This is a genomic window from Legionella rowbothamii (genome assembly GCF_900639985.1).
Classification (GTDB): Bacteria; Pseudomonadota; Gammaproteobacteria; order Legionellales; family Legionellaceae; genus Legionella; species Legionella rowbothamii.
Window position 1 is genome coordinate 1,181,536 of sequence record NZ_CAAAIM010000001.1, and the last position, 12,568, is coordinate 1,194,103.

Sequence of the window (12,568 nt, forward strand, 5' to 3'; positions counted from 1 at the left end):
ACACAATCTCAGCTTGTTCTATATATTCATTTACGTGTTAATCTATAATTAATTATTTAAGAAAATACCACCACTGAGTGAGTACTTTATGAAATTTTCAACTCTATTAAAACTAATGCGAATATGGCCACCTTTTTGGGGTGCGGGAATCAGTGTCAAAAGTTTTAGCCCTGATTTCACCAACATTGTCGTACAAATGAAAATGCGTTTTTGGAATAAAAATTATGTAGGCACCCACTACGGTGGCTCAATGTATTCCATGACAGATCCCTTTTACATGCTGATGTTTATGCAATTATTGGGTAAAGGGTATATTGTCTGGGATAAATCAGCTTCGATACGCTATAAGATACCCGCTAAAGGTACTATTTATGCCAAATTCTCATTACCTTTAGAGCAGGTTGAACAAATTCGCCAAGAAGTAGAAGAAAAGAAAAAAATTCAGCCTGAGTTTTTGGTCGAGATTACTAACGAAGCCGGTGAAGTTGTTGCTGAAGTGACTAAAATTATTTTTATTGCTAAAAAAGAGGTCAAGGAGAAGACGGATGTAGGCAGCACGTCATCCTGAGGATGTGTATGGGGAAGCCTCAGCAATGTATGAGAATTTGAGTCCTCAACATTTTGTGGGTCAACCATAGTCTCTATACTTTAGAAATACCGGCAGGCTGGGCTGACACAACCCCAGGAAACACCGTTCGTGCCCCCCCGATGCGGGGCTACCAGCATCGGGTTTAATTAATTCAAACTTTTGATAAAAATATCCACAAACTCGGCAAATTTTTCTGGATATTCTATTTGCGGCAAATGACCACACTCGGAAAAACAGTAATATCGTGCATTGGGAATATAAGCAGCAAGCTGTTTTACCAACCCCTCTCTAAAAACCAAATCTTGATCTCCTGCCAATACCAAAGTCGGTACATTAATTTTCTGGGCCCATGAACTCGAATCAAACTTATCTAAAGCAGCGTATTGTCCCTCAAAGCCTTTCTCAGTAACCGGATATGGATTTTTCACGCCCATTTGCGTTAATACTTCCAGCATTCCAGGCTGAGCGAGAAACTGATAAGAAAAAAACCAGCTGCAGGCCATTTTGATTAGGACTTCATCTGAAACGTTGCTTTTCCGTAATTCGCGAAGTGCCTCCAGATAAATTTGAAATGGTGCACGAGGACTTAGTACAGAGTTAGAAATAGTTGCTGATTTTACCAAATCACGATGACGCATCATCAATGTTTGTAAAATAAAACCGCCCATAGAATTACCCACAAAATGTGCGCGCAAAATTCCTAATGATTCACATAGTGCAGCAACATCATCTGCCATTTGCTCGATGTTGTATGGACCATCGGGAGCATCTGTTTGCCCCGCCCCCCGATTATCGAATAAAATAACTTGATAATCCTTGAAATGACCTATTGTTGCACTCCACACAACATGATCTGCAGTAAATCCACCTATAAAAACAATAGGCTCCCCCTGGCCATAAATTTCGTAATACATTGAAATATCATTAACTTTTATATGAGGCATAAGCATCTTCCTTAAATAATCAACTGCCAAACGTAAACGTGTATATTTTAATTCCTGGTTCTGTAGCAATAATTTCCAAATCACCGCTAGAAAATTGTGCTTGAGTTACTACCTCATAAATTGAATATTTATCAACTAAAATATTTTTTATCCGATTATGGTTAAGTACTACATTCACTTTAATTGCTTTGCCAGTACTCGTCCCCATGACTAAAAATACTTTGCGGGCATTAAAGTGTATTTTCAATGCGGCTGATGCTTTTGCAGCGGTAATACTGTCTGCATTAACTTGCCATGCTCCATTTAAAGCCCAACCATTCTCGACTAATTGCAGCGGAAATTGATATTGAAAAACCTTATTCTTTATTAGTTTAGGACTAAAATTAGAATCTGCGCGCTCATATCCTAAATAAGTTTCTGGTGTTTGCGATGCCTGAGCTGCGTGTGCTGGTTCATTTTTTAAGGTGGTTAGTTCATTAATGCCTAATAAATAACGAATATTATTTTCAGTGACATCATAATCTCCTTCCCCAAAATGCTCATAAACAACCTCTCCTTTTTTATTTATTAGATAGTGCGCAGGCCAATAATGGTTGTTAAAATTAATCCAAGTATTATACTGATTATCAAGCGCGACCGGATATAGAATACCATCTCGTTGAACTGCAGCACGGACATTTCCCACATCTTTTTCAAAATCAAATTCAGGTGTATGTACCCCAATAATAACTAACCCTTTGTCATGATATCGGTTATACCAGGCTTTAATATAAGGCAAAGTACGTAAGCAATTAATGCAAGAATAGGTCCAAAAATCAACTAAAACAACTTTTCCCTGCAAATCATTTAGCCTCAAAGGGCCTGAATTGATCCAAGTGGCAATTCCAGCAATCTGTGGCTCAGGATATGGGCGCCATAAACCATCAATTAAGGCGTTAGACGTTTTAACTCCCGTCGATATGGTAGTCGATGCGGAAGTATTTTCGAAATAGATCATATACACTACGCTGGCAATCAGGATTGCCCCCAATAATTTACGAAACAACGCAGCCCGTGTTTTAAAAAAGATAAAAGTACTCATTATTTTTTTCCCATAGAGGGAAAGAATAAACAGGGGAATGACAGCCCCTAAAGCAAAAGCCAGCAGCGTGAAAAAACTCAGCAGAGTCGTTTTTTGCACCACCGTCTGTACAATAATTGCAGCCAAAATAGGGCCCGCACAGGGAGTCCAAATAATGGCAATTAATCCTCCCAAAAGAATTCCATTGAAAAAGCCTCCTTCAGCCTTATTCAAAGAAGAAAAAATCGAGCCAACCTGAGCAAGCTTTTGAGTTATCCTGCTGAATTGTTCAGTTAAGTAATCAGAAAGCATAATCAAACCAAAGAGCAGCAGAAAAATATAGCCCATGCTGCGTATGACCTCAAAATTAATTCCTAAATAATTTACTAATTGACGAGAGAAAAAAATTAATAGGGCAAAAAAGAAAGTAAAACCTATGATCATACCAATAGGCCGCTTTTTAGAACCTGTTAATGAAGCAGCAAGAAATACCGGTAAAATGGGTAAAATACATGGGGAAATAATTAAACCAAATCCCTCAATAAAACCTAAAAATATAGTGACAAAATTTGAGTCCATAAAAGTTATCCTGAAGCAGTTTACTTTTTCATAATCGAGATCGACTGCTTTGGGTTGGGTAAGTAGCCCTGCTCCCTGAGCAGGCTGGCTCCATCCTCAACTTTATGCCCATAGGATTATGGGTTACTGATTGAAATCTGCTCTTGCTCGTCTTCATTGTTGCTTCTTCCATCCGTTTCTTTATGTATGTGCAGTGCGTCTTTAATCTCATGGGAGGCGTCTATGGTGCTGCCGGGCTTATCATTCACCACTAAACTATGGCGTTCTTGTGGCTGCGTTCTAGCCCAGGAAGATGGCTCATGCTTTTGTTGTTGTGCTATTTTCCTTAAAGCATCGTCGAAGCGTTCAGATAATCTATTATACGTTACCTCACCTTTTTGAATTTTGTTGCATTCCGAATAGGCTGTCCAATTTAGTTTATCACTCACATTCTTTGCAAATTCATATTGCTTTGCGTATGCCTCCATTCCCTGGGGGATAGTCATTTCTTTTATATTTGCAGCACCATTTTTCATTAGGGCCATATCGGCTTTGGCATCAGCATAGGAATATGACTTCTCAGTTACATTATTTAAAAACAACTCCAACCGGTTTCGTGCACCTTCGTACACTTGGACTTCTTGCCTCATTTTCGCCAAAGCCTCTTGAAGCGGTTTTTCTTTGGCATCCGGGTTAACCAAATTAGAAATCGTTTCTTTGACTTTTCCCCATAAGCCTTTAACGCCGTCAACCACACTTTTGGCTGCTTGAGCCACTTTATCAAATAAAGCCTCAAAAAAGGATTGATTCTTTTGTTTAAACTCTTTATCAATTGCTTCTGGCGTAAACTGATGCTCCATACTTTTCTCATCAGAATCAAGTACTTTGTAACTATTTACCCCGTTAATATAACCTTGAGCCAGTTTCTTAATTTCAGGGGATTCTGTGGGTGAATCCACTACTGCTTGCGCTTCAGCCAATTTCTTTGCAATTTGTCTTGGAGCACCTTTCCCACATGAAGTATCCAAATTATTAACATTTTCAAACTGACTTTGATAGGGATCATGCCCATGGTTATAGCCAATTGTGTATCCATTTTTCTCGCTGGGACGAGCATCTTCTGTATCCGCCATTGCTGACCATCGATTCCAGATAAGATTGACTAAAGGTGATGCCGCCATTTCTTGAGGAGTTAAATTCTCTAATATTCCAATGTTGGACGTATCACATAGTTCGTTAATGCGATTTTCTGCAACAGCCTGGCTAAATTTAACATTTATCTTATCAATGGTCGCGGCTAATGCCTCTTTGGTTGAATCGTCATAAACCACCCCTAGCTTGTTAGCCACATGTTGAATAATCTCAAAACGCACTGGGGCATGTGTAAATAAGTTAATTCCATCATCACTTAAAGTATAATCAATGACTTTTAAGGTAGGTTTATAGACCTTCTCGACCATCTCAGTGATAGCAGACTCTTGAACTATGCCCTCGTCAACCAACAATTTCAAACCTAAGAAAGATAGTTTATCTGGATCAGAAACATCCCCTCTTGCTTTGAGTCCCCGCTCCTTAAGTAGATTCTCATATGCTGTAACAAACTCATTACTATGGTTAGAAATAGTAATATTTATTTTAACGCCATTATCACTTAATAACTCCAAGAAACGCAGGGTAAAATAGTCATTACTGCCTCGGTCAGCAAGTTCATCACCAATAAGCCGGACCACTGCTTTTTTATCTTTAACTTCAATTTGTCCTAAAAACTGATGAAACTCGTCAACCAGACCCGGTAATATTTTCTTACTATCGTTTATTTTTTGCCTTTCTTCAGAAATTTTTTGCTCATTACCAACTATAAATCCTTTCAATTGCTCAGGATTTATAGAGGCTAGCTCCTTATCCTCCTCTGGTGTTCGCTCTGCCTTAACGGTTAATTCTGCATGCCGATCTAGATTTTTCCGATGGCGACCCATTAGGTCTTGTTGTGATTTTATTGTGAATTCGCTATTTTTTATAACTTCAACCGCAGCACCCATTTTATCGTATAAATCAACGAAATTAGCAAAGCTTTGCTCAGGGTTTTCTACACCGGCTTTAAATTTAACAACATCATGACGTAAGGCAAAATGGAGTAATTTAACCGCATTTCCATGGAGATCGCCAATAGTTACAGAGCCCGAATTTCCTTCAAACTCTTTTGGATATTGATAAATATCTACCGTTTTTTGAATAACACGATGGGTCATGGCAATTCCATTAAACAAAAACAATTATGAGTTAATTATAGACATTTTTTCCCTTTCGAAATGCAGATTGGAATATATCACTATTGACCTCATGGCGATAATGGCTAAAATTCAAGATTGGTTTAAGTCGGATTATCAATTATGGACGATATATGATTCAAGTTATACGATTTTATTTAGTGTTAGTTTTATTTTTCTTATTTAATCAAGCTCATGCAGCACCACCCTCAATTGCCCGCTATGCGCTGGTTGGCACCACACGAGAGGGCACAGTCGCGGCATTTATGCTGACCCATTTCGGCCCCTCCTCACATGCTCCTTTTGCAAGCTTAATTATTAAAAAAGCAGGAGTAGAAGAGCCATTGTTCCAAGATGGTGCTTATCGTATGGATGGGGATGAAAAAGAACTTGCCGATCTGGTCGACCACCTTCTGGAAAAAAACCGTACTGTTTTAAAAGAATATGAGATTGATCTAGAAAATCAATACATCTCTGAAGCACATATGGCAATTACTGATAATCGACCAGAGTCGGTGGCCGGTTGGGTTGATATTATCAATGGGGGTACAAAAAAATTCATGGTAAAAAGTATTCCCTCTGAATATTGCTCAGAGAATCCAAATTCAATTGATCTGGAATTTTGGTTCAATGGCGTCAACAAATTAACTTTAAAACAAAAACCAGACTCCTGCTGGGATAATGGCTTTTCTATTCGCAATATCTATCAAACTCAAAAAGCGTTGTGGTTTATTATCAATAAGCATGAAATCGGCTTAGCCAGCCAAAATGTGTATTTCGTGGATATTGCCGGGATTGCTTTGCGGTAATAAACGATGTCATCCTGAAGTATTGTGATGAAGGACCTCCTTAATAGGGTACATGCTAATCCATAGCGGCAATGCCACATTGGGGAGGTGTTCAGGATGACATAGCTTTACATTTTCACTTAAAAAGTATAAAACCCCTCACACTCTTCCCAAGGCAAATCCTCACGAGAACAGTCTTTCACAATAGCCAAGCGTGGCCCTTGTTGCAGCCAAAGATACAACTGTTCCAATTTTTCCTGTGATCCGCAAGCAAAAACCTCAACTCGACCATCAGGCAAATTGCGAGCCCAGCCATTAACTCCTAATTGTAGGGCTTGTTCTTTCGTCGAGAAACGATACCAAACCCCTTGCACCTTACCTGAAATAAAACAACGCATGCAGGATTGATTATTCATAAAAGATTCTTATTGGTTTTATCTATAATACAGTTTATCTTATCTAAAGGAAGAAAGGAGATCAAAATGGCTATTTGGTTTAAAGAAGTTTCTCTCGAAAAGCTGAATGAGTTTGGGAAAAATACCATGTCTGAATTTCTTGGTATTCAATTCGTCGAAATAGGCGATAATTTTTTAAAAGCTACCATGCCGGTAACTGAACGGACCAAACAACCGCTCGGCCTTCTGCATGGGGGAGCCAATGTTGCCTTAGCTGAAACCATTGCCAGTACTGCCGCGAATGGGGTTGTGGACTTACAACACTATTACTGTGTTGGCCTAGAAATCAATGCCAATCATTTGCGTGCGGTTAAAGAAGGCATCGTCACAGCAGTAACCACCCCAATCCATATCGGCAAAACAACTCAAGTTTGGGAAGTTATTATTTCTAACGAAGCAGGGAAAAAAACTTGTATTGTTCGTATGACTGCAGCGGTTATAGCTCGGTAATCAACCGTACAAATAGATGTGAGGTGTAAGATGCAGCAAAAACAAGACCTAAATAGTTTTTTTAAGCTCCTGCTCCTTGGTGATCGTGCCGTTGGAAAAACAACTTTATTGCAAAAGTTTGTCGAGGAACTTGACCCTGACTGCTATTATGCAACCTGCGGCGTTGATCAAAAAGTACGTTCTCTTTTTCTTTTTAACACGCAGCTTGATTTAAGAATTTGGGATGCCGGAGGAGACCCTGGCCTTTGGCATTTGGTTAAAAGATACCTTCCGGATACCAATGGCGCCCTAGTCTGCTTTGATGTAACCAATCCATTTTCATTGATCAGAGTAAGCAACTACGTCGAAAAGCTGCGGGAAGCACAACCGAACCTCCCTATCATGCTCATAGCATGTAAATCAGATTTAACACAAAAGCGCAGGGTCTCAGAGGAACAAGCTCAACAGCAGGCTCAAAAGTTAAATATTGCGTATTTAGAAACATCGGGACTAAAAAAAAGGAATGTTGATGCGGCATTCATACAAATCACCCAACGCATGTACTTTGCGCGCATCCTCAATACTATTCGCCCTACCTTAGAAAAGTATTTCAATGATTACTCTAATAATCCTCCAATTCCAATTTCCAAAAAAGAAACGGCATTACAAGAGAAATATAAGTGCCTATTAGAAGAATTGCTACGCGCTACAAGCCTAGACGAACTAAGTGATTTTTATCAAAAAACATCCACCATAATAAGCCATGCCGATGTTCTTTATGCAAGAAAACACCCTATTTGGAATGCAATAACAATGAGCCCCCTATCCGCTGCGCTAAGAAAAACATTAGCAGCTTTAGATTCATTACAAAAAAATCTCAAAGCCGATCTTTATTTAGAGTCCTCTAATGAAACTGTCTTAAGCATGTAAAGCTAATTTTTGAGCACCAGCCGATGCAGGCTGCCAAGTCGAGCATTGCAGTTGGGCAAACTGCATTTGCTGGGCTTTACAGCCCACTGCGTGGTATAACATGGAGAACGCAACTGTTTACGCGAATCCCAAGGCTTACTGCTTCCTTCCGTCGCCAGATGTATACTCAGCCAGAATACCTAACTCAGCCATTGAAGCAGATGAAGGGACACTAATAAGCATAAAAAAACACTATCAAGAACAATCTGAGATTGCTGATCGAGTGATAGGAGAATTAAAAAATAAACTACTATCAACTCCTGGGCGGAATATGGCTTCGGTGGTAAAACACTCTAGATAGAAAAGCTTACTCATGACAACACGCGTATTCAAGTTCATAACCTAGTTCCCAGCGCAGTTGCAGATGAGATGAGATGAGATGAGATGAGATGAGATGAGATGAGATGCAATTTATCAAAGACCAAGAAAAATTCAAACGTGAATGCTACTTGATCAATCAACTACATAAATATTTCGTCGAAAGAATACGACAAGCAAAAAGCACTCAAGAAATAACAGATCTTAGGAAATTCCACGAAGACTCCTTAGGTATCCTCTTTAATGGTCACAATACAAATAAGCAAACTGCTCAATTAAAAGAGTTAGCTCACGCTATATTCTCACCAGAAGATAAAATATTTAAGTTTCTAAGCAATCTTACAGGAGCACGAATTGCTCATGGAATATATTCTACCTTGGGTATATTCTCAAAAACAGCCCGTGACATTTCTAAACGTATTGACGAGCCTACCGGCGAAACTTTAGAACAAGGTGTAGGCAATAAGTGTGATTGTTGGGCTTTGCAGGGAACCAACCTGCAAATTACTCACTTATCGACTAGCCTCCAATCAACATAGATAGCTTAAGCATCTTAAGAAGTTCACTGGTCCCTCAAAAAAACATGAAGGCCCGGTATAAAATCCTGTTTTTTTTCTCCAAAATGAGCAATACTTGCTTCTGAATTCATCCCCCATAAAATTATGATCAAAATAAGACCTTTTCTAAAGTGGGCAGGTAGTAAATATAATTGTCTGGATAAAATTATCCCCTTTCTGCCTGCGGGCCAGCGTTTAATTGAACCTTTTGCCGGCTCAGGGGTTATTTTTATGAATACGGCTTACTCGTCTTATTTGTTAGCAGAAAGTAATTTGGACTTAGTACATCTTTTTACTTATCTGCAACAGGAGGGTGATGAGTTTATTGAGCAGTGCCGTAGCTATTTTACCCCTGAATTTAATTGCAAAGAGAAATATTATCCTTTTCGCAGCGAGTTTAATCAGGCGCCCTATACTTCTCAAAGAGCAGCCTTATTCCTATATCTAAACCGCCATGGTTATAATGGCTTATGCCGCTATAACTCTCAAGGCATATATAATGTTCCCTTTGGACTTTATACAAGACCGTATTTTCCTTATAAAGAAATGCAATTGTTCCATGAAAAATGCCAAAGCACTCAATTTATTCATCAAGATTTCAGAAAGACTTTTGAGCAAGCTGAACGAGGTGATGTAATTTATTGCGATCCACCTTATGTGCCGCTCTCAGAAAAAACAAAGCTCCTACCTTATAACCAAAAACTATTTACTACAGAAGATCAGATTGAGCTGACTGAGTTAGCCAAAGAAACGGCAGCGAAAGGTATTCCGGTTATCTTATCAAATCATGATACTGAATTTACCCGCTATCATTACAGCAAAGCAAAAATTAAAAGTTTCCCTGTATCACGGTATATCAATTGTCGGACGGATTTACGTCGACCGGTTAAAGAGTTATTGGCTATTTTTAGTTGAGGTAATAAAGAAAACCTGGTTGGAAGCAACCAGGTTTCGCTTTTTAATTTGGGGAATGATCTTTAATAAAAAAGGCAAGAATTGTAACTAATAAAAGAGAAATAGGTAATATCGATAAGGCAACCTGATAATCCACAACGGTGTAAATATGCTCGCCCCCTACGATACCACTGTCACCAAAAGTATCTAGTAACTTACCTACTAAAGGTTGGAAAACAACCCCCCCTAACGTCACAATCATATTAGTCGCAGCAAAAACCGTACCTGACAACTTGGCCCCACTGCACTCTTTAGCCATAATAAATACAATGATTTCTGTAGCACTAAATACACCGTACAAAAACAATAGAATATTAAGTGACTTATAAGATAATCCTGGCATATATAATACTAAGCTAATACAAATTAATGAAAGAATAGCACCCACAACCAAAGGTAATAATCTTCTCCCCGTACGGTCAGAAAGATATCCAGCTATAGGGGCACCTACAGCCCAACCTAAGAATACAGCCGATACTGTTCTAGCGGCCTCAACCTTAGTTAAGTGATGTGCCTGTTCTAAATAGGTCTTACCCCACAACTCCCCAAACACCGATAAGGAAGTATAAAGACAAGCTCCTACAAAACCGATTAACCACACCTCTGGAGCCATTAAAACTTTAAGAACATTATGGAAAAACTCAGGTAAGGGATGTTTATTGGATTGATGACCTGTAGGTCCATCACGTACCACTAGCAACATCAAAACACTCAAGCCAGAACCAATGAGGGCAATGAACAATAATACTTGTTCCCAACCAACACGTTGAGACCATTCAGTGATTTTTACTTCACCATAAACCAGCCCTAACATTCCTAAAGTAGTCATTAAACCAGCAACAAGCGAAAAATAACGTCTAGGTAGCCAATGCAATGCTAAAGATAAAACCCCAACGAAAGCAAAGGATGAGCCAAACCCTACTAAAAAGCGGCCGGCCCCCACTAAAAACATGGATGATGTTAAGGTGAACATCCATGAGCCTACAGTACAACAAATACATGCAAAGGTAAGTAATCGTCTAGGCCCATATCTATCCATAAGCATCCCTACTGGCATTTGCATTGGTGAATATGCAAAATAGTAGAGCGCTGATATTTGGCCAAATGTTGTTGCAGAAATATGCCCCAGAGCAATACTGAGCTCCGCCTGCAGCACACCTGGTATAATACGCAGGATAAACTCATAACAATAGAACACTGCCCCAACAAAGCAGATGAGCGAACCAAATATCAATTGTTTTTTAGCATTCATATTTATTTATCTACTAGAGCGTAAGTTTCTCGTAAAAAGAACGTTAATATGGCCGCAATAAATATACCTAGGGGTATAATAGATAGTGCGAACTGATAATCAGCCACAGTGTACAACTTATGGACGTTTTCTACAATAGCTCCAGTCGCTTCGCTTCGTGCTGAAAAACTAAAATCTAATAAATGTCCAACCAATGGTTGCAACAACATTGCGCCTAACATAACGATCATATTAGTAATTGCCATTGCAGTACCAGCAGCCTCACCAGGACTTAATTCGCGACCCACAGCAAATACAATTGCTTGCGCACTATACAATAAACCCAATAAAAACATTAAGATTTGTACATTGGTTTCCGTTAAACCAGGAACATACAAAATAATTAACATCATGATCATGGCACCAGTAGCACCAACGAGCATGGGAAACTTTCTACGCTCGAAACGATCCGAAATATAACCCATCAATGGGGCGCCTAAGGTAAAACCTAGGAACAGCAATGAGTTGGCAAGTCCTGCTGCGTGAGCTGATAAGCCGTGAGCATGTTTTAAATAAGGAATACCCCATAATTCAGCAAAAACGGTTGTTGGCAAATAAACCAAACAGCCATACATGCCATTAACCCAAATTTGCTTGTTACGGGCAATAATTGCTAAATCGGCTAAACCTTTTTTGAAGGAAGAAACCGTGCCACTTTGTCTATGACGTCCTTTCTTATCTTGAAGGCCCGCCCATAAGATAAATGTCAAAACAATACCGAAAGCAGCAGTGGTATTAAGCGTTCTAACCCAACCTAACTTTTCTACAAAAATTTCTAAGAAGTTATCACCGAGCATCGCACCTATAGTACCTAATGCTGCAGTCATTCCAGAAACCATAGCCAAACGGTTTTCTGGTAACCAAATCGTCGCAAGCTTTAATACACCAACGAAGGCAAATGCCGAACCTAGACCAACTAAAAAACGTCCCGAAGCAGCCACCCAAAAATTTGCAGTTCCTGTAAACAAGAAGGTACCGAGCACACAAATAACACATGCAAGAGTTAATAGACGACGTGGACCATAACGGTCAAGCAACAAACCTACCGGTAATTGCATGGGAACATAGGCATAATAATAGATGGAAGAAATGTGCCCAAAGCCAGTTGCAGATAAATCAAAGTGGGTCCGCAAAGCCGGTTCCATCGCACTAGGTGCAATTCTTAGTAAATATTCATAACTGTAGAATATTGCCCCAAGAGCACAAATAAACCACCCCATTAGGGTGTAATTCTTACGATTCTCAGAAAGCAAAGTCATCTCCTTAACTATTGGGTTAAGTAAAAGCGTGCGCCAGAGCGATCACGCTTTTCTTTGTATTAACTCCAAGGTTTTATCCAAGGTACAGCAAAGCACTTCATTGATTAGGCAGAACGCTTCATCCTGTAAA

The 12,568-nt window shown here is 39.3% G+C and carries 13 protein-coding genes; 6 read left to right on the top strand and 7 right to left on the bottom strand.

Annotated features, from left to right (window positions below; translation table 11 throughout):
* The first annotated feature begins 88 nt into the window (after window positions 1-88).
* Complete coding sequence (locus tag E1P08_RS04985; protein WP_133135884.1) at window positions 89-568, top strand: DUF4442 domain-containing protein; 480 nt, start codon at window positions 89-91, stop codon at window positions 566-568.
* Window positions 569-735: 167 nt separating this feature from the next.
* Here E1P08_RS04985 and E1P08_RS04990 read toward each other — a convergent pair whose 3' ends face one another.
* The 3 genes from E1P08_RS04990 to wip form a co-directional block, all read right to left on the bottom strand.
* Complete coding sequence (locus E1P08_RS04990) at window positions 736-1,533, bottom strand: alpha/beta fold hydrolase (protein ID WP_133135885.1); 798 nt, start codon at window positions 1,531-1,533, stop codon at window positions 736-738.
* Between the two features lie 19 nt (window positions 1,534-1,552).
* Complete coding sequence (locus E1P08_RS04995) at window positions 1,553-3,172, bottom strand: cytochrome c biogenesis protein DipZ (RefSeq protein ID WP_133135886.1); 1,620 nt, start codon at window positions 3,170-3,172, stop codon at window positions 1,553-1,555.
* 116 nt (window positions 3,173-3,288) lie between these two features.
* A complete protein-coding gene (wip, locus tag E1P08_RS05000) occupies window positions 3,289-5,400 on the bottom strand; it encodes a Dot/Icm T4SS effector Wip (RefSeq protein ID WP_133135887.1) in 2,112 nt (703 codons plus the stop codon).
* 152 nt (window positions 5,401-5,552) lie between these two features.
* On the opposite strand from wip, the gene E1P08_RS05005 reads away from it, so the two are divergent.
* Entirely contained in the window at window positions 5,553-6,227 is a 675-nt protein-coding gene (locus tag E1P08_RS05005) for a hypothetical protein (RefSeq protein WP_133135888.1), read from the top strand.
* Window positions 6,228-6,346: 119 nt separating this feature from the next.
* Here the strand turns inward: E1P08_RS05005 and E1P08_RS05010 are convergent, their stop codons facing one another.
* Window positions 6,347-6,622, bottom strand: a complete 276-nt coding sequence (locus tag E1P08_RS05010) for an acylphosphatase (RefSeq protein ID WP_133135889.1) — start codon at window positions 6,620-6,622, stop codon at window positions 6,347-6,349.
* A 66-nt stretch (window positions 6,623-6,688) separates the two neighbouring features.
* Here E1P08_RS05010 and E1P08_RS05015 point away from each other — a divergent pair, with 66 nt between their 5' ends.
* Complete coding sequence (locus E1P08_RS05015) at window positions 6,689-7,111, top strand: hotdog fold thioesterase (RefSeq protein ID WP_133135890.1); 423 nt, start codon at window positions 6,689-6,691, stop codon at window positions 7,109-7,111.
* Window positions 7,112-7,141: 30 nt separating this feature from the next.
* A complete protein-coding gene (locus E1P08_RS05020; RefSeq protein ID WP_133135891.1) occupies window positions 7,142-8,020 on the top strand; it encodes a GTP-binding protein in 879 nt (292 codons plus the stop codon).
* Window positions 8,021-8,022: 2 nt separating this feature from the next.
* On the opposite strand, the gene E1P08_RS17720 is transcribed toward E1P08_RS05020, so the two are convergent.
* Window positions 8,023-8,190, bottom strand: a complete 168-nt coding sequence (locus E1P08_RS17720) for a DUF4113 domain-containing protein (RefSeq protein WP_133136005.1) — start codon at window positions 8,188-8,190, stop codon at window positions 8,023-8,025.
* Between the two features lie 273 nt (window positions 8,191-8,463).
* Between E1P08_RS17720 and E1P08_RS05030 the strand changes: the two genes are divergently transcribed.
* Window positions 8,464-8,916, top strand: a complete 453-nt coding sequence (locus E1P08_RS05030) for a hypothetical protein (protein WP_133135892.1) — start codon at window positions 8,464-8,466, stop codon at window positions 8,914-8,916.
* A gap of 123 nt (window positions 8,917-9,039) precedes the next feature.
* A complete protein-coding gene (locus E1P08_RS05035; protein ID WP_133135893.1) occupies window positions 9,040-9,849 on the top strand; it encodes a Dam family site-specific DNA-(adenine-N6)-methyltransferase in 810 nt (269 codons plus the stop codon).
* Window positions 9,850-9,892: 43 nt separating this feature from the next.
* Here the strand turns inward: E1P08_RS05035 and E1P08_RS05040 are convergent, their stop codons facing one another.
* Both E1P08_RS05040 and E1P08_RS05045 read right to left on the bottom strand, forming a co-directional pair.
* Window positions 9,893-11,140 carry an MFS transporter gene (locus E1P08_RS05040; RefSeq protein WP_133135894.1) on the bottom strand — a complete coding sequence of 416 codons (1,248 nt, stop codon included), beginning with the start codon at window positions 11,138-11,140 and terminating at the stop codon, window positions 9,893-9,895.
* Between the two features lie 2 nt (window positions 11,141-11,142).
* Window positions 11,143-12,432, bottom strand: a complete 1,290-nt coding sequence (locus tag E1P08_RS05045) for an MFS transporter (RefSeq protein WP_133135895.1) — start codon at window positions 12,430-12,432, stop codon at window positions 11,143-11,145.
* Window positions 12,433-12,568: the final 136 nt, after the last annotated feature.

Coding starts and splice junctions, on each gene's coding strand:
- E1P08_RS04985 (WP_133135884.1), top strand. CDS start 89: ATGAAATTTTCAACTCTATTAAAACTAATGCGAATATGGCCACCTTTT.
- E1P08_RS04990 (WP_133135885.1), bottom strand. CDS start 1,533: ATGCCTCATATAAAAGTTAATGATATTTCAATGTATTACGAAATTTAT.
- E1P08_RS04995 (WP_133135886.1), bottom strand. CDS start 3,172: ATGGACTCAAATTTTGTCACTATATTTTTAGGTTTTATTGAGGGATTT.
- wip (WP_133135887.1), bottom strand. CDS start 5,400: ATGACCCATCGTGTTATTCAAAAAACGGTAGATATTTATCAATATCCA.
- E1P08_RS05005 (WP_133135888.1), top strand. CDS start 5,553: ATGATTCAAGTTATACGATTTTATTTAGTGTTAGTTTTATTTTTCTTA.
- E1P08_RS05010 (WP_133135889.1), bottom strand. CDS start 6,622: ATGAATAATCAATCCTGCATGCGTTGTTTTATTTCAGGTAAGGTGCAA.
- E1P08_RS05015 (WP_133135890.1), top strand. CDS start 6,689: ATGGCTATTTGGTTTAAAGAAGTTTCTCTCGAAAAGCTGAATGAGTTT.
- E1P08_RS05020 (WP_133135891.1), top strand. CDS start 7,142: ATGCAGCAAAAACAAGACCTAAATAGTTTTTTTAAGCTCCTGCTCCTT.
- E1P08_RS05030 (WP_133135892.1), top strand. CDS start 8,464: ATGCAATTTATCAAAGACCAAGAAAAATTCAAACGTGAATGCTACTTG.
- E1P08_RS05035 (WP_133135893.1), top strand. CDS start 9,040: ATGATCAAAATAAGACCTTTTCTAAAGTGGGCAGGTAGTAAATATAAT.
- E1P08_RS05040 (WP_133135894.1), bottom strand. CDS start 11,140: ATGAATGCTAAAAAACAATTGATATTTGGTTCGCTCATCTGCTTTGTT.